General features: G+C 36.0%; 15 protein-coding genes. 1 reads left to right on the top strand and 14 read right to left on the bottom strand.

What is annotated here, in order from left to right:
• Positions 1–163: 163 nt before the first annotated feature.
• The 9 genes from sdhB to zapA all read right to left on the bottom strand — a co-directional run bounded on the left by sdhB (position 164) and on the right by zapA (position 10818).
• Positions 164–994, bottom strand: a complete 831-nt coding sequence (gene sdhB / locus ACEE93_RS03015) for a succinate dehydrogenase iron-sulfur subunit (RefSeq protein ID WP_449156116.1) — start codon at positions 992–994, stop codon at positions 164–166.
• The gene (gene sdhA / locus ACEE93_RS03010) at positions 994–2760 is read right to left on the bottom strand and encodes a succinate dehydrogenase flavoprotein subunit (protein ID WP_449156115.1); all 1767 of its coding nucleotides are present in this window, start codon (positions 2758–2760) and stop codon (positions 994–996) included. The genes sdhB and sdhA overlap by 1 nt, the downstream gene beginning before the upstream one ends.
• A 31-nt stretch (positions 2761–2791) precedes the next feature.
• Positions 2792–3403: a succinate dehydrogenase cytochrome b558 subunit gene (locus tag ACEE93_RS03005; protein ID WP_449156114.1), complete on the bottom strand. Its 612-nt coding sequence runs from the start codon at positions 3401–3403 to the stop codon at positions 2792–2794.
• 163 nt (positions 3404–3566) lie between these two features.
• The gene (gene uvrC, locus ACEE93_RS03000; protein WP_449156386.1) at positions 3567–5357 is read right to left on the bottom strand and encodes an excinuclease ABC subunit UvrC; all 1791 of its coding nucleotides are present in this window, start codon (positions 5355–5357) and stop codon (positions 3567–3569) included.
• 129 nt (positions 5358–5486) lie between these two features.
• Positions 5487–5801 carry a thioredoxin gene (gene trxA, locus ACEE93_RS02995; RefSeq protein WP_449156112.1) on the bottom strand — a complete coding sequence of 105 codons (315 nt, stop codon included), beginning with the start codon at positions 5799–5801 and terminating at the stop codon, positions 5487–5489.
• 82 nt (positions 5802–5883) lie between these two features.
• Positions 5884–8232, bottom strand: coding sequence for an endonuclease MutS2 (locus tag ACEE93_RS02990; protein WP_449156385.1), 2349 nt, complete (start codon positions 8230–8232; stop codon positions 5884–5886).
• Positions 8233–8247: 15 nt separating this feature from the next.
• Positions 8248–9957 carry a DNA polymerase/3'-5' exonuclease PolX gene (gene polX / locus ACEE93_RS02985; RefSeq protein ID WP_449156110.1) on the bottom strand — a complete coding sequence of 570 codons (1710 nt, stop codon included), beginning with the start codon at positions 9955–9957 and terminating at the stop codon, positions 8248–8250.
• A gap of 74 nt (positions 9958–10031) precedes the next feature.
• Positions 10032–10550, bottom strand: coding sequence for a CvpA family protein (locus ACEE93_RS02980; protein ID WP_449156109.1), 519 nt, complete (start codon positions 10548–10550; stop codon positions 10032–10034).
• 1 nt (position 10551) lies between these two features.
• On the bottom strand, positions 10552–10818 hold the full coding sequence (gene zapA, locus ACEE93_RS02975; RefSeq protein WP_449156108.1) for a cell division protein ZapA: 267 nt from the start codon (positions 10816–10818) through the stop codon (positions 10552–10554).
• 145 nt (positions 10819–10963) lie between these two features.
• Between zapA and rnhC the strand changes: the two genes are divergently transcribed.
• Positions 10964–11890 carry a ribonuclease HIII gene (gene rnhC, locus ACEE93_RS02970; RefSeq protein WP_449156107.1) on the top strand — a complete coding sequence of 309 codons (927 nt, stop codon included), beginning with the start codon at positions 10964–10966 and terminating at the stop codon, positions 11888–11890.
• Between the two features lie 82 nt (positions 11891–11972).
• Here rnhC and pheT read toward each other — a convergent pair whose 3' ends face one another.
• The 5 genes from pheT to ACEE93_RS02945 all read right to left on the bottom strand — a co-directional run bounded on the left by pheT (position 11973) and on the right by ACEE93_RS02945 (position 17408).
• Positions 11973–14381, bottom strand: a complete 2409-nt coding sequence (gene pheT / locus ACEE93_RS02965; RefSeq protein WP_449156384.1) for a phenylalanine--tRNA ligase subunit beta — start codon at positions 14379–14381, stop codon at positions 11973–11975.
• A complete protein-coding gene (gene pheS, locus ACEE93_RS02960; RefSeq protein ID WP_449156105.1) occupies positions 14368–15438 on the bottom strand; it encodes a phenylalanine--tRNA ligase subunit alpha in 1071 nt (356 codons plus the stop codon). Before pheS ends, pheT begins: the two co-directional genes overlap by 14 nt.
• Before the next feature lie 345 nt (positions 15439–15783).
• Positions 15784–16530 (bottom strand): TrmH family RNA methyltransferase, encoded by a 747-nt coding sequence (locus tag ACEE93_RS02955; protein ID WP_449156127.1) that lies wholly within the window; start codon positions 16528–16530, stop codon positions 15784–15786.
• Between the two features lie 130 nt (positions 16531–16660).
• Positions 16661–16834: a 50S ribosomal protein L32 gene (gene rpmF, locus ACEE93_RS02950; protein ID WP_449156104.1), complete on the bottom strand. Its 174-nt coding sequence runs from the start codon at positions 16832–16834 to the stop codon at positions 16661–16663.
• 31 nt (positions 16835–16865) lie between these two features.
• Positions 16866–17408, bottom strand: coding sequence for a YceD family protein (locus tag ACEE93_RS02945; protein WP_449156103.1), 543 nt, complete (start codon positions 17406–17408; stop codon positions 16866–16868).
• Positions 17409–17484 lie beyond the last annotated feature (76 nt).

Here is a 17484-nt window from a genome sequence, read left to right as displayed (position 1 = left end):
CTAACGGAGTAAATATGGATTATAAAAAAACGCCACAAAATTCTATCATAAGAATTTTGTGACGTGATAGTGCTAGTGAAAGCTGAGACATAAAGTACTTATACTCTTGAAAACCGATTAACGGTGTCTCAAAAGCAAGATTTTGCCTCAACCTCTAGCCATCTTAGTTTACTTTATGGTCTGAACCAAAGAATGATTTGAACATGTGGAATGATGTTTCTCTGTTTAGTGCAGCAATAGATGTTGTTAATGGAATACCTTTTGGACATGCTTGTACACAGTTTTGTGAGTTACCGCATGCTTGTAATCCACCTTGAGACATTAATGCATCTAAACGTTCGTCTTTACTCATTGAACCTGTTGGGTGTAAGTTAAATAAACGAACTTGAGAAATAGCTTGCGCTCCTACGAAATCATTTTTAGCTGTCACGTTAGGACACACTTCTAAACAAACCCCACAAGTCATACATTTTGATAACTCGTATGCTGTTTGACGTTTTTTCTCTGGCATACGTGGTCCTGGTCCTAAATCATATGTTCCGTCAATTGGTACCCATGCTTTCATACGTTTTAAGTTATCAAACATACGTGTACGATCAACTTGTAAATCTCTTACTACAGGGAATGTACGCATCGGTTGTAAGCGGATAGGTTGTTCTAATTGGTCGATAATCGCTGAACAAGATTGACGTGCGCGACCGTTAATAACCATAGAACATGCACCACATACTTCTTCTAAACAGTTCATATCCCATGTGACTGGTGTCGTCTTTTCACCGCTCGCAGTAATTGGGTTACGACGAATTTCCATAAGTGCTGCAATCACATTCATGTTTTCACGATATGGTACTTCGAATGTTTCTTCGTAAGGTGCTGAATCCGGATCTTTTTGACGTTGAATAATGAGTTTAACTGTTTTAGTTTTATCATCTTTTACTTGTTCTTGTTGACCTTGTTGTGCTTCAACTTCTTGATTTTCTTTTGTTTCAACCATTATTTGTTACCCCCTTTTGACTTACTAGTATAGTCACGTTTACGAGGTTCGATTAAACTTACATCTACAGGTTTGTAGCTGAATGAAGGTTTTTCATGTGGTCCATTATACTCAGCTAATGTATGTTTAAGCCATTCATCATCGTTACGATCAGGGAATTCTGGTTTGTAGTGCGCTCCTCGTGATTCGTTACGATTGTATGCTCCAAGTGTAATCACACGTGCTAAGACAAGCATATTCCATAATTGACGTGTAAAGAATACCGCTTGGTTACTCCATTGTGATGTGTCTTCCATGTCGATATCTTCATAACGTTTCATCAATTCTACAATTTTCTTATCTGTTTCTAACAATTTATCATTATGACGTACTACTGTTACATTAGCTGTCATAATTTCACCAAGTTCACGGTGTAATTTATATGCATTTTCGCTACCTTTCATGTTAAGTAGCTTATCAAAACGTTCTTGTTCTTCATCTTCACGACGACGATAGATGTCTTCATCTAAATCAACATATGACTTTTCAATGTCTTCAACATATTTCACAGCGTTTGGTCCTGCCACTGTACCACCATAAATTGCTGATAATAATGAGTTCGCACCTAAACGGTTACCACCGTGTTGTGAGAAATCACATTCGCCTGCTGCAAATAAACCATCAATGTTAGTCATTTGATCATAATCAACATATAAACCACCCATTGAATAGTGTACAGCTGGGAAGATTTTCATTGGTACTTTACGTGGGTCATCGCCTGTGAATTTTTCATAAATTTCAATGATACCACCTAATTTAACATCTAGCTCATGTGGATCTTTATGAGATAGATCAAGGTAAACCATGTTTTCCCCATTAATACCTAATTTTTGGTTCACACAAACATCGAAAATTTCACGTGTAGCGATGTCACGAGGTACAAGGTTACCATAGTCAGGATATTTTTCTTCTAAGAAATACCAAGGTTTACCGTCTTTGTATGTCCAAATACGTCCACCTTCACCACGTGCTGACTCACTCATTAAACGTAATTTATCGTCACCAGGGATTGCAGTTGGGTGAATTTGGATGAACTCACCATTTGCATAATTAACACCTTGTTGATAAACGATTGAGGCAGCTGAACCTGTATTGATCATAGAGTTTGTTGTTTTACCAAATATGATACCAGGTCCACCTGTTGCCATAATGACAGCATCTGAACCGAATGAGCGAATTTCTGATGTTGTAATGTTTTGAGCTACAATACCACGTGCTGCATTGTCATCATCTTTAACAACACCTAAAAATTCCCATCCTTCATATTTTGTTACAAGACCGTCAACTTCATAGCTACGTACTTGTTCATCTAATGCGTATAATAATTGTTGACCTGTTGTTGCACCAGCAAACGCAGTACGGTGATGTAATGTACCACCAAAACGACGGAAATCTAATAATCCTTCGTTAGTTCTGTTGAACATTACACCCATACGGTCTAATAAGTGAATAATTTTTGGTGCTTCTTCTGTCATTTTTTGTACTGGTGGTTGGTCAGCTAAGAAATCCCCACCATAAACTGTATCATCAAAATGAATCCATGGGGAATCGCCTTCACCTTTAGTATTTACCGCCCCATTAATACCGCCCTGTGCACAAACTGAATGAGAGCGTTTAACGGGTACAATGGAGAACAAGTCAACATGTGCGCCTTGTTCTGCTGCTTTAATTGTTGACATCAGACCGGCAAGTCCTCCACCGACAACAATAATCTTCTTCTCTGCCATAGAAAATTCACTCCCCTAAAATGTTAAACTCTTATACGAATGCTAAAATTGCTCTTACACCGATGAAAGAAACCACAAGGAAAATCACTAATGATACCCAAGTAAATACTCTTTGTGATTTTGGAGATTGTAAAATACCCCAAGTCACTAAGAATGACCATAAACCATTAGCAAAGTGGAATACAACAGCAATAATACAAACAATATAGAATATAAGCCAAGCTGGATTGCTTACAATGTCATGTACCATATCAAAGTTAACTTCTTCACCAAGTAACTTTTGAAGACGCGTTTGCCATAAGTGAACCATTATAAAGATGAATGTAATGATTCCTGAAATACGTTGGAATAAAAACAACCAGTTACGCGTATACGAATAATGACCTATATTATGCTTTGCTGTAAACGCAATATGAATACCGTAAAGTGCGTGGTATAAAATCGGTATATAGATCAAGATAATTTCTAGTGCATATAAAAATGGTAATGAATCCATAAAACCAGCTGCTTTGTTATATGCCTCTACCCCTTGTGTTGCTTGATGATTGACCGTTAAGTGAACAAGTAAAAATGCACCTAATGGAATTACACCTAGCAATGAATGTAAACGTCTAAGGTAGAATTGATTCTGAGTTTGTGCCAAAAGGAAGTCCCCCCTGTAATACTAAATATTTTTGATTTCTTTATATTGCTAGTCTATGTAGAAAACGTTTGCATATCTTGATAAAAAAGAAATCAACTCATAGCTATTGTAACACTAAATGTGACAAATTTGGGTATGAGAATGATTCTCATACAAAATTTGTTCACTTTTTTGTGTCATTTAGGGCTTCTGCTAAGTTTTGAGCTGTTTTTTCTGGTAGCCCAATCGCCGTAAAGTCTTTAATTTCAGCTTCTTTCATTTTTTTAATAGACCCAAATGTCCGTAACAGTTTCGTTTTACGTTTTGGACCAATGCCTTCTACTTGATCAAGTACAGATCGCATACCAGATTTAGCACGTGTTTGACGATGGAACGTGATCGCAAATCGATGGACTTCATCTTGAATTCTTTGAAGTAGGTAAAAAGCTTGGCTATTTTTCTTCAACGGAATAATTTGTGCATCTTTTCCATATAATAATTCCGAAGTTTGGTGTTTGTCATTTTTAGCAAGCCCTGCTACTGGAATATCTAAGCCTAATTCATTTTCTAGTACATCAAAGACACTCGACATATGTCCTTTGCCACCATCAACAATAATTAAATCTGGTAATGGCAGACCTTCATTTAATACACGTGTATAACGACGTCTTACAGCTTCTTGCATTGATTTATAATCATCAGGACCTTCTACGGTTTTAATTTTATATTTTCTGTAATTTTTTTTATCAGGTTTGCCATCTACAAACGAAACCATTGCTGAGACCGGGTCTACCCCTTGAATATTAGAGTTATCAAAGGCTTCAATACGAATTGGTGTTTGAATGCCCATCGCATCGCCCAATTGTTCAATTGCTTTAATTGTTCGAGATTCATCTCGCGCAATCATTTCAAATTTATTTTCTAATGCGATTCTTGCATTCTTGATAGCCATATCAATTAATTGCTTTTTTTGGCCTCGTTGGGGTGTCACAATTGTGGTATCCACAACTGAAGCAACAATATCTTTATCTAAATTCTTCGGAACATGCACCTCTTTAGGTAGAAAATGTTGATTGAGTTGGTAAAATTGACCAATAAAAGTATAAAACTCTTCCTCTGGCGTTTGTTGTAAAGGAAACATTGTTGCTTCTCTTTCTATTAAATTACCTTGGCGCACAAAAAAGACTTGGATACACATCCATCCTTTATGAACACTGTAACCAAAGACATCTCGTACAGTTTGATCTGCTGACATAATCTTTTGCTTCTTCGTTAAATTATGAATGTGATCAATTAAATCTCTATATTCTTTTGCTTGTTCAAATTCTAAATTTTCACTGGCATTTTGCATACGTGTTTCTAATTGATGCAAAATGGTTTTGTCCTCTCCATTTAGAAAGTTTGAAATTTCTCTAGTCATTCTGTCATATTCCGACTTATCGACATGATAAACACATGGTCCTAAGCACTGACCAATATGATAATATAAACATAATCGATCTGGCATGTTATCGCATTTTCGAAATGGATAAATGCGATCTAACAATTTCTTTGTTTCATGTGCAGAATACGCATTTGGATAAGGCCCAAAATACTTTCCGCTTCCCTTTTTCACCGTTCTTGTGACCACTAGTTTAGGGTGACGCTCATTCGTGATTTTGATAAAGGGATAACTTTTGTCATCTTTTAATAAAATATTGTATCTCGGTTGATATTTTTTAATCAGGTTTAATTCCAACAAGAGCGACTCTGTTTCATCCGTTGTGACAATATATTCAAAATCCACTATTTCTCGCACTAATCGTGTCGTTTTTGTATCATGGGCACCTGTGAAATAAGAACGTACACGATTTCTTAATTTTTTCGCCTTTCCTACATAAATAACTTGATCCTGCCTATCTTTCATCAAATAACATCCTGGCTCCATAGGCAATACTGCGAGCTTTTGTCGTATATTTGCCTTCACATCTTCCACTGTTTCACCTACTTTGATACAAATTTAATGGCAACTTTTGACTTACATCCATTATCCTTCAACATCAATAGGGCCGAGACATGTTGATGTCCCAGCCCTATCGATCATTTAATGATATTCAGTCGTAAATTATAATTGTTTGTCTAAAACTTGTGCTAAGTTTTCTTTTGGTTGGAATCCAACAACTTTATCGACAGGTTCACCATCTTTAAATACGATTAATGTTGGAATACTCATCACTTCATATTTTGCAGCAGTAGCTTGGTTTTGGTCAACATCTAATTTTAAAATATCTGCTTTACCATCATATTCTTCTGCTAAATCTTCAAGTACTGGTGCAATCATTTTACAAGGGCCACACCAAGTTGCCCAAAAGTCTACTAATTTTACGCCTTCTTTTACTTGTTCATCAAAATTTGAATCTGTTACTTCTATTAAAGCCATAGGAAGTTGCCTCCTTAATATTAATAATTCAATTTGGTAGTATTATAACAGAACCCGAACATGATTTCATTGTTATTGCTTACTATTTAATTTTAGCTACAGTAACACCAAAACCACCTTCTCCAGGTGTACCCATTCTAAATTCAGCAATATTTTTATGACGTTTTAAGTGTTGTTGTACTCCTTTTTGTAAGGCACCCGTTCCTTTACCATGAATAATATACACTTCTTCGTAATTGCTAAGCACAGCTTGATCTAAATACTGATCAAGTTCCACCATTGCTTCATCATAACGATAACCTCTTAAGTCCAATTCCATTTTAATTGGAGAACGGTTTGAACGCGTTACCATTTTACTAGGTTTTGTTTTCGTTTTTTCTTTTTTCTCTAAGTCTTTTAAAGGTAACTTCATCTTAATAATACCCATTTGAACAACCGCTTCATCATCATCTAGCAGTTCTAATACTTCACCTTTTTGACCATATGACAAGACTTTAACTTCATCGCCAGCTTTGATTTCATCCCATTTTTGCTTTTTAACGGATTGTTTAATCGATTTAGCTTCGTATTGATCTTCGAGTTGTTTTTTCTTATCAATTAACTCATGTTCCTTCACTTCTGCACCTTTTTGGTCGCGCATTTGACGTAATTCTTTAACGATATCGTTCGCTTCATCGGTTGCTGCTTTAACTTTTTGATTCGCCTTTTCTTTCGCTTCATCCATTAGACGTTGTTCATAGTTTTGATAAGCTTCGTAATTATGTGTCAGTGTATCATGTAAATCTTGCGCTTCTCTTACTAACCGGTCGAGTTCAATCCGTTGTTCATCTACTCGTTGCGCATTACGTTCTAACGAAGCAATCATCTCATTAATTTCTTGTTCGTCTTGACCGATCATTGATTTAGCATGATTAATAATTTTCAATTGAAGTCCTAAGCGTTTAGAAATTTCGAATGCATTGGAACGCCCTGGCACGCCCATCAGTAATTTATACGTTGGGCTTAAAGTATCTACATCAAATTCCACACTGGCATTCATCACACCTTGACGATTATAGCTATACGCTTTCAATTCTGGGTAGTGCGTAGTAGCCATAACTAAGGAACCAATATCTTGAACATAATCCAAAATACTCATAGCTAAGGCCGCCCCTTCGCTTGGGTCCGTACCTGCACCTAACTCATCAAATAAAATAAGACTATTCGCATTGGCTTCTTGTAGTATAGAAACAATTGTTTTCATATGTGATGAAAACGTAGATAATGATTGTTCAATAGATTGTTCATCACCTATATCACAAAAAACATTTTCAAATACACTCAACTGACTGCCATCTAAAGCGGGGATAAATAGTCCGGATTGTGCCATTAAGACAATCAATCCTAATGTTTTTAATGTGACTGTTTTACCACCTGTATTTGGACCAGTAATAATTACCGTTTGAATATCTTCATCAAACTCAATTGTATTAGCGACTACAGTCTCAGGATCTAATAAAGGATGAAAGGCCTTTGGTAAGTAAAGGGATTGTTCTTCTACAAAGCTTGGTTTTGTCGCTTTAATTTTTGCGCTATAGCGCGCTTTAGCAATTAAAAAGTCAAGATGCCCCATAATTTCTTCTGAAACAAGACATGCATCCGCTTCTGCCGCTACTTCTGCGGTTAACGCTGCAAGAATACGATTGCGTTCTGTTTGTTCTTCACTACGATAGCGACTAATTTGGTTGTTTAATTCTACTACTGACGAAGGTTCAATATATAACGTTTGGCCTGAAGCAGACTGATCATGCACGATACCATTAAAATCTTGGCGATATTCTGCCTTTACGGGTATAACGTTTCGTTCATTTCTTACGGTAACAATAGAATCAGACAATTTTTTCTGATTGCTCGTTGATTTAACAATACGGTCTAACTGGGTTTTAACTTTTTGATTGGTTTTTGATATACGACTACGAATAGCTTGTAATTCTTGACTTGCATGGTCATATAAATCAAACTGATCACATTTTTGATGAATAGATTGATATAAATGCGTTAAAACAGGAAGCGAGTGCATACGTTCATCTAAAATTGGAAAACGCACCTCATCCTCTTCTTCCACTAATTGCGCATAAAATGTTTTAAACTGATTCTGAATTTGAATTAACTGTTTAATCGCATTAAGCTCAACAACATTCAGCGTACCCCCTATTTGCGCACGTTTAATATATGTCTGAATGGCAGTTAATCCGCTTAAACTTGGTAATCGATATTGATTATAAATTTGATAAAGTTCATCTAATTCATCAATCTGATGAACCACTGTATCAAAATCAACGACTGGTGTAAGATCGTTTACTTTTTGTTCTGCTAAATCACTGATGACTTCTTTTTTTAAAAGTGCTTTAATTTTATTAAATTCTAATACATCTAACGTTTTCTGTTTCATCCAATCCCTCATTTTCTAATTGGGTTGTTTTTCGCTATTTATAAATTGTTGAAACGCCTTGCGCGTCATTGTGTTAATCACTTGAGATTTACGCACAAATCCCTTTTGTGCTGTCGCAACACCGTATTTCATAAAATCAAGGTGTGTATCGTGGTGTGCATCGGTATTAATGGTTAATTTTAAGTTTGGATGTGCACGTAAAACAGAAGCATTTAAATCTAGTCGTTTTGGATTTGCGTTAATCTCTAATACAGTACCTGTGTTTTGACACATTTCAATTAAACGGTCGACATTGACACGGTATCCTTCTCTTCTTCCAATAATGCGCCCAGTAGGATGTGCGATATGACGAACGTATGGATTGTGACATGCGCTTTCAAGTCTATGCATAATTTCGTCTTCTGTTTGGCCAAAGTTTTGGTGAATGGCTGCTATAACATAATCCAATTGAGCTAAAACATCATCCTCATAATCTAGGCTACCATCAGATAAAATATCCATTTCTGTGCCTGAATAGATATCAATTTCTTTATATTCTTTGTTTAAAGCTTTAATATCTTCATTTTGCTTCAACAAACGATCCACGGATAAACCATTTGCCACACGCAAACTTTTTGAGTGATCTGTGATGCACATGAATTCATAACCTTTTTGAATATTAGCTTCTACCATTTGGCGTAAGTTTAAAGCACCGTCACTCGCCGTCGTATGCATATGAATATCTCCACGGATATCATCTAACGTGATAATATCAGATAATGATTTATCAAACTCTGAACCATCTTCACGCATGCTTGGTTCAATCCATGACACATTAAAATGTTCATAAATTGCTTTTTCACTATCCAATTGTAATACTGTACCATCCGGTTGTTCAATCCCGTATTCACTTACTTTTTCATCGGTCTCTTTAGCAATTTGACGAATGCGTACGTTGTGTTCTTTGGAACCTGTAAAATGTTGAAGTGTATGATAAAAAGCTTCAGGTTCTACAATTCTAAAATCAACGCCAATAGTTTCATCATCATAAGCCACTTCTAATGAAACTTTGGTGTCACCCACAGCTACTTCTTTTTCTTTAATTGGTAAATCAAGTAATTGTTTTTGTACCTTTGAAGGTTGTGTCGTACTCATAATAAAATCTAAGTCTTTACTCATCTCTTTCATTCGACGAAAACTGCCTGCCACTTCAAAACGTTCAATCTCAGAAATCTCTTTTAAATAGTTCTCGATTTCCTGATTTAGTCCAATCATTGTATCAATAGGATAGCGCTCTTTTTTCGCACCAAGTGCTTTCACCGCTTCTAAATAGTTTTGCTCCGTCTTTTTTCCAAAACCATCTAATTGACTAATTTTCCCTTGCTCACAGGCTTTTTGAAACGAATCCTTATCTTTAATATTTAATGTTTTGTATAATTTTGCGATACGTTTACTACCAAGCCCTTTTATTTTAAGTAGAGGTATTAACCCACTTGGCACTTCTTCTTTTAATGCATCTAATGTAGGTGAGTCTCCCGTTTCAAGATACGTGTTGATAACCTCTCCTACACCTTTTCCAATATTTTTTAATTGCGTTACGTCATCAATCTCTTCCATTGTACGCTCATCAGTTTCTAAACTTTGTGCAGCTTTTCGATAAGCAGAAACTTTAAAGGCATTTTCGCTTTTTAATTCCATATACGTTGCAATATCTTCTAATAATCGAATCACATCTTTTTTACTCATATTGGTCACCTCAATAAAAAAGAAGGTGAAACGTACGTCTCACACTTACGTTTCAACTTCCATACATTTTATATTTATAAATTCAAAGTTAAATCAGATAGTACGGGAACATGAAGGATAAACCATTGTCCAAACGAACTCGCCTTTAGTCCAGATTGTAGCAAGGTATTTGGATACAATGCAAATGTATGAAATAAGAAATGCAATACTATGACGCCCATCACGCCACTACATACGACGCCTAACCATCGAGACACAATAGAGTGATTTGAGTCTTTCAATAAGGGAGATACACTACGCCAAACTAAAGACACACATAAATGAGTCATAAGTAACACGATTATAAAACTCACTAAACGTATGAATGCTTGCTCTGGGTCTTCAAAGGCTATCGCATAATCTGTTTCAAAAGCAACTGTTTTTGGAAAAGGTATAAATAAACTGAGATATTGACTAAGCGGTAGATAGAGTTGATGTGCTATAATGATAGAAAACAATGTACCTATCAAGTGCAATAAAGACAACCAAATCCCCTTATGAAAGCCTAAAATCAACCAAATGACAATAACGACAATGCCGATTAAAACATACACATTATTCTCCCTTATATTTCAGTCGCTGAATTTCTTCTCTTAAACGTGCATTCTCTTCTTCAAGAAGTACAAGTTCATGCATCACGTTCACTGCTGTTAACACAGATTTACGTACTGAATCTAATCCCGCATTACGCCGACCTAAATCGGTAATTTTACGATCGACTAAGTCAGCAACATAACGGATATGCTCTGGGTCATCTTCCCCAACGATCGTATAATTTTGATCATTAATCGTCACATTAATTCGATTTTTAAACTCACCCATTTGACTCACCTAGCCTTTATTTATAATTTTTATCATGACTTATTATACACGAGTTAGATAATTTTGTGTATCATTCATTTCAACTTCTAAAAGACCTTATAAGTATGTTAATCTTTATAAGAAAAATATTGAAAGAGGTTTTATGATGACCAACGTCGTTAAACAATTAAGTGAAAATGAAATTCAACATTTAGAAGCAAAACTTCCAATAGAAACCACTCGATTAGGTCCTGGTATGCGTTCTAAAGCTAAATACCAACAAACTACCATTACAATTTATAATTCTCGTAAAGTAATGTTTCAAGGTAATAATGCAGAAACTGTAGCCGCTCAGTTATTAGGGACAACCGTCACTTCGAACGCCTCTCAACCTTCCACGAAAAGTACAGCGCCATCTTATAACCAATATCACTGTATCGGAAGTGATGAAGCGGGTAGTGGTGACTACTTTGGGCCACTAACAGTGTGTGCCTGTTATGTATCCCAACCACATGTCGAAATTTTAAAAACGCTTGGTGTAGATGACTCCAAACGTTTGACTGACGAAAAGATTGTGACATTGGCTGAACAACTTGTCACTTTTCTTCCGCATTCATTACTTGTGTTGAATAATCCTAAGTATAATGATCGACACGAAGCCGGATGGTCACAAGTCAAAATGAAAGCCGTGTTGCATAACGAATGCATTAAAAATGTTTTACAAAAAATAGATACATCAGAATTAGATTATATTGTGATTGACCAATTTGCCGAACCAAAAGTATATCAACGTTATGCATTAGGTGAAATTCCACTTTCTAAACAAACACGTTATGAAACTAAAGGAGAATCCAAATCTTTAGCCATAGCAGCTGCAAGTATCATTTCAAGATATGCCTTCGTTAAACATATGGAGCAATTATCTCACCGCTTTCACCTTACTATTCCAAAGGGTGCAAGTCATAAGGTTGATTTAGCTGCAGCAAAATTGATTGAACAATATGATATTCAAACATTAGATGAAGTCACAAAAAAACATTTCGGTAATAGAAACAAAGCATTAAATCTTATCAACCAAAAACGAAAACACTAATAACAATTTAAAGGCTGAGACAAATAGCGCGATGTTCGGTATATGTTCCGAACCGCCAGTGTCTCAGCCTTTTAATACTATTTTAACCTCTTAATGACGCGCCTTCTTTTTCAAGTGCTTCAAGAATTTGTTCATGTACATTGGCTACTTTATCTTCAGTCAATGTGTTTTCTGTATCTAAATACTCTAAATGAATCGCAACTGATTTTTTGCCGCTTTCCATATGAGCCCCTTCATAGACATCAAATACTGTCGCATCTTTTAATAACACGCCACCATGATCTTTTATAATTTGAATTAAATGACGCGCACTGATATCTGTATCAACGACAAGTGCAATATCACGTGCTACACCTGGGAATTTTGGAATTGGTGTATAGTTAATATAAACTACTTGTTCATCCATTAATTTTTCGTAGTTCAATTCAAAAACATACGTACGCGCTAAATCATATTGTTTAGCGACTGTAGGATGTAATTCTCCAATGAAACCAATACGTTCTCCATTTAGTAGTACATGTGCTGTACGACCAGGATGTAAACCGTCGACTTCACCTGCTTCATATTCCAATTCAAGTGCCAATTTATCAGCGATACGTTCTACAATACCTTTGACTAAATAAAAGTCGACTGTTTCTTTTTTACCTTGCCATGCATTAGCAGTATATTCTCCAGTCATAATACCACTTAAATACTCGACTTGTTCTGGTACTTCTGTCTGTCCTTTGCCAAAAAAGACATTTCCGATCTCATATAAAGCAATATTTTGATTTTTACGCGCTACATTATACTGTGTCGCATCAATTAAATGTGGTAATAAACTTTGACGTAAGACCGCATAAGACTCACTCATCGGCATTAAAATACTTACCGTTTCTTGATTTGATGTAGTAAATGCTGTTGCGCGTTCTTTATCGACTAATGAGTACGTAATCGCTTGAGATAATCCAGCACCTTCTAAAGCAGCTTTAACAGTACGTGTTTTATGTTGACGATCTGTTAAACGACCTGGTGTTACTTCTTCAAAAACTGGTAAAGAAGATGGAATATTATCATAACCATAAATTCTCGCCACTTCTTCAATTAAATCAGCTTGAATTGAAATATCGCGTCGTCTTGACGGTACTTTAACATGAATTGTATTATCCTCTAACGTTGTTTCAAACCCTAGCTGATCAAATACATCACGAATTTCATTTTCACTCAAGTTAAATCCAACCGTTTTATTCACTTTATCTGCAGTGATATCGATGGTTGTTTCTAATGCACCAAGATCGCCTTGTGCAACACGATCCGCTAAAACATCACCATTTGCAAGCGTTTCTAATAAATGACAAGCACGATCGACGGCTTCATTTAAAAATTCTGTAGCAATGCCTTTTTCAAAACGACTAGACGATTCACTTCTTAAATTGTGACGACGAGAAGTATGACGAATTGACACAGGGTCAAATATAGCACCTTCTACAACAACATTTTGTGTTCCTTCTTTTACTTCTGAAAAATCGCCACCCATAATGCCAGCAAGCGCAATAGGACTTTCTCCATTTGTAATGACAATATCAGATGTAGATAATTCATGTTGTTGTGTATCCAGCGTCGTGATGTTTTCGTTGTCTTTAGCTTGACGAACCACAATTTGATCTGAACCGATTTGATCTTGATCAAATATATGAAGCGGTTGACCATATTCTAATAAGACATAATTAGAAATATCGACCACGTTATTAATTGGACGAATGCCCGCTTTCATTAATCTTGCTTGCATCCACTCAGGTGATGGCGCAATTTGGACATTTTTTACTACACGTGCACTGTAATAAGGCACTTTATCTTCATTTTCAACTGTCACAGATAGTTCATCTTTAGATGCTTTAGATTGTTCATTTAATGTAACATCCGGTTTTTTAACCTCTTTTTGGTATAAAGTAGCGACCTCATACGCTGTTCCTAACATACTCAAAGCATCCGCACGATTTGGTGTTAAATCAAATTCCATTAACTGATCATCGAAATAAAGTGCTTTTAACGCATCCGTGCCTGGTTCAATCGCATGTGTAAAGTGATAAATACCTGATTCAACTGCTTTTGGTACAACATTTGCAGCAACACCGATTTCTGGAAGCGAACAAATCATACCTTCTGACGTTTCACCACGTAATTTAGCGCGTTTAATTTTTACACCACCTGGTAATCGCCCTCCTACTTTAGCAACAATGACTGTTTGGCCTTGATCAATATTAGGGGCACCACAAACAATTTGTACAGGTTGGTCTTCACCAATTTGTACTTGGCATATATTTAATTTATCAGCATCTGGATGTGCTTGAATGCTTTCTACATAACCAACTACTAAATGACTGATATTTTGAGTTAAATCTTTAATATCATCTACTTCAATACCTGTGCGTGTAATACGTTCAGCTAACGTTTCAATCGATAAATCATTGATGTCTACGTAATCTTCTAACCATTCTTTAGATATTAGCATGATCTTCACCTCTGTCTTCCACTGCTTTAAATTGATCTAAAAATCGAACATCATTTGTATAGAAATGACGAATATCTTCAATTCCATACTTTAACATCGCGATACGATCTGGTCCCATTCCAAATGCAAAGCCCGAATATTGATTAGAATCAAAACCAGCCATTTCCAATACATTTGGATGTACCATACCAGCACCTAGAATTTCAATCCACCCTGATTGTTTACATACATTACAACCTTCACCTTTACACTTAAAGCATGAAACGTCTACTTCGACAGATGGTTCAGTAAATGGGAAGTAGCTTGGACGTAAACGAATTTCACGATCCTCACCAAATAAAGACTTCGCTAGTAACTCTAGTGTCCCTTTTAAATCGCTCATTTTGATATTTTCATCAACAACTAAACCTTCAATTTGTGTAAACTGATGACTATGTGTGGCGTCATCTGAATCACGTCTATACACTTTACCAGGACAAATGATTTTAACAGGTCCTTGACCATTTCTTTTTTCTAAAGTACGTGCTTGAACTGGAGATGTGTGCGTACGTAATAATGTTTCTTCAGAAATATAAAAACTGTCTTGCATATCACGTGCTGGGTGAGATTTAGGTAGGTTAAGGGCTTCAAAGTTATAATAATCTTTTTCAACTTCATAACCTGTCACGATTTCATAACCTAATCCTAAGAATAAATCTTCAATTTCTTCTATTGTTCGTGTTAACGGATGTTTGGCACCATTTTTAATTTGACGCGCTGGTAATGTGACGTCAATAGATTCTTCTGCTAATTGTCGATTTAAGCTTTCTTCTGCTAAAATGGCTTGTCTTTCATTGATTTCTTTTTCAATGGCTTGTCTGACCTCGTTAACTTGTTGACCATATGCAGGCTTTTCTTCTTTTGGCAGGTCTTTCATATGTTTCATCAAGCCTGTCACTTGGCCTTTTTTTCCTAAATATTTTACTTTCACATCTTGTAATGCTTTTTCAGTATCGGCTTCATTAATATCAATTAAAGCTTGTTGCTTAATTGTCGACATTTCTTCATTTTGAGCCATCTCAATTCCTCCTCTTAAAAGGTAATAATAAAAGTAATCGTCATTCAAAATCGTTATCATAAAAAAAGACTTCATCCCCTAATTGAACATGGGACGAAGTCTTTTTCCGTGGTACCACCCAGTTTTACGTATCATACGTACACTCTGAATCTATATTGATAACGGTTATAAATCCGACTTAAATCTCTTTAAGTAGCAATAAAAGTGAAAAAAACTATGTAAGTTGAGTTTTGTTTTCAGTTAATACAAAACTTCCCTAATACAACTCCAATAATAGTTTACGTCTTTTTGTATGCTTATATGAAACTGTTAATACTGCTATTATATACGGCTTACCTTAAACAATCAACCTCTAAGATGAAACATTAAAATACCCGCAGCAATCGCTACATTTAAACTCTCTGCTTGACCATAAATTGGAATGGTTAAATTTTGTGTCGTGCTTTCAAGTATGTTTGGGTCAATGCCCTCACCTTCGTTACCTAAAATCAACGCAAAACGGTCTTGTCCTGCTTGAACTTGATGATAAGGTATAGCATCGGTTAAGGCTGAGCCATAGATTGGCGCGTCAAATTGTTCAAGATAATCTGACAGTGTATCAACTTGAATGGTTGGTACATGGAAAACACTGCCTTGACTTGCGCGCATCACTTTATCTTGATAAATATCAGCGGTCCCTTTAGCTAGGACAACTAAATCCATGCCTGCAGCATCAGCCGTCCGAATTAATGTTCCTAAATTCCCCGGATCTTGTACACGATCTAGAATTAGGACGCGATTATCAACAACTTGATTGACTTCAGGCTTTTGGATAATAGCAAAAATACCTTGAGGTGTAACTGTTCCTGATAAAACTTCCGCTACTTTTTGATTTATGTGATAACATGTATTAGCCGCTTCTTGAAGATTCGGACTCACACGGTCTGGTTCCACCATAAATAATTGGTCAATGACGATGTGACTAGCGACCGCTTCTTCAATTAAATGAAACCCTTCAATTATCGCTTGTTGAAACTGATCTCTTACACGTTTTTTCTTTAACTTTTGATAATGTTTAATTTTAGGATTTTGAACTGATGTAATGTGTTCCATAGACGCCCCCATTTTTAACCATCTCAAGATTTTTGACTCATTGTTAAAGGAAATAGCTATAAAAAAATCGTTTTAACTTCACAAGATGAGAGGTCAAAACGATTTTGAATCATTATGCTATTATGCTAACTTATTTAGAAACGACTTCTTCACCTTTGTATGAACCACAGCTTGGGCATACACGGTGTGCTAATTTGTACTCACCACAGTTTGGGCATTCTTGCATGCCTGGTACTGCTAATTTGAAGTGTGTACGGCGTTTGTTTTTTCTAGTTTTAGAAGTTCTTCTTTTTGGTACTGCCATGATATATCCTCCCTTTTATTCGATTCCACCGCTATGTGCGTGTGTTATCATTATCATCGTATAATTGTTGTAATTTTTGAAGCCTTGGATCGACTTTCTTTTCTGATTTATCTTGAGATGAGTCATTATCCAAATCCTCTTCGTCAATAACTTGCCAACCTCGACCGCCAGTTAACATATCATCACTATCATCTGCAACTACGCGCATCGGTTTTTCAAGCATGACTACCTCTTCAGCAATATCACGAAGATTAATCACACCATCTGTTGCAAGGTGATAATGTTCATCTTCCTCATCTTCGTATAAACCATCTAAATCAAACACTTCTGTTGTTGTAGTATCAAATGGCACTTCGACTGGAACAAGTGTACGTGCACAAGGCATAGTAAATGTTCCTTTCAAGTGTAAATGAGCTACAACCTCACTTGCTTTAACATTTAATTCACCTTCCGCTATCACTGGTGATATATCGATAAGATCAAGCGTTTGAACGAGTGAACTAAAATCAAGTGTTTGATTAAATTTAAAAGGTTGTCCTTGATATTTTCTTAATTGTGTTATTGACCATTTCATATGGCTTCACCTCTAACAAGCACAAAATTTATTTTAACTTTTGATGTGAAAGTTGTCAAGATTTTTTCTTAACATC

The sequence above is a fragment of the Staphylococcus sp. 11262D007BW genome (assembly GCF_053547815.1).
This window is presented reverse-complemented; position numbering and strand designations above follow the sequence as displayed.

What these genes read in the sequence shown, in the direction of transcription:
- sdhB (WP_449156116.1), bottom strand. Translation starts at nt 994, where the DNA reads ATGGTTGAAACAAAAGAAAATCAAGAAGTTGAAGCACAACAAGGTCAA.
- sdhA (WP_449156115.1), bottom strand. Translation starts at nt 2,760, where the DNA reads ATGGCAGAGAAGAAGATTATTGTTGTCGGTGGAGGACTTGCCGGTCTG.
- trxA (WP_449156112.1), bottom strand. Translation starts at nt 5,801, where the DNA reads ATGGCTTTAATAGAAGTAACAGATTCAAATTTTGATGAACAAGTAAAA.
- ACEE93_RS02990 (WP_449156385.1), bottom strand. Translation starts at nt 8,232, where the DNA reads ATGAAACAGAAAACGTTAGATGTATTAGAATTTAATAAAATTAAAGCA.
- polX (WP_449156110.1), bottom strand. Translation starts at nt 9,957, where the DNA reads ATGAGTAAAAAAGATGTGATTCGATTATTAGAAGATATTGCAACGTAT.
- zapA (WP_449156108.1), bottom strand. Translation starts at nt 10,818, where the DNA reads ATGGGTGAGTTTAAAAATCGAATTAATGTGACGATTAATGATCAAAAT.
- rnhC (WP_449156107.1), top strand. Translation starts at nt 10,964, where the DNA reads ATGACCAACGTCGTTAAACAATTAAGTGAAAATGAAATTCAACATTTA.
- pheT (WP_449156384.1), bottom strand. Translation starts at nt 14,381, where the DNA reads ATGCTAATATCTAAAGAATGGTTAGAAGATTACGTAGACATCAATGAT.
- pheS (WP_449156105.1), bottom strand. Translation starts at nt 15,438, where the DNA reads ATGGCTCAAAATGAAGAAATGTCGACAATTAAGCAACAAGCTTTAATT.
- ACEE93_RS02955 (WP_449156127.1), bottom strand. Translation starts at nt 16,530, where the DNA reads ATGGAACACATTACATCAGTTCAAAATCCTAAAATTAAACATTATCAA.
- rpmF (WP_449156104.1), bottom strand. Translation starts at nt 16,834, where the DNA reads ATGGCAGTACCAAAAAGAAGAACTTCTAAAACTAGAAAAAACAAACGC.
- ACEE93_RS02945 (WP_449156103.1), bottom strand. Translation starts at nt 17,408, where the DNA reads ATGAAATGGTCAATAACACAATTAAGAAAATATCAAGGACAACCTTTT.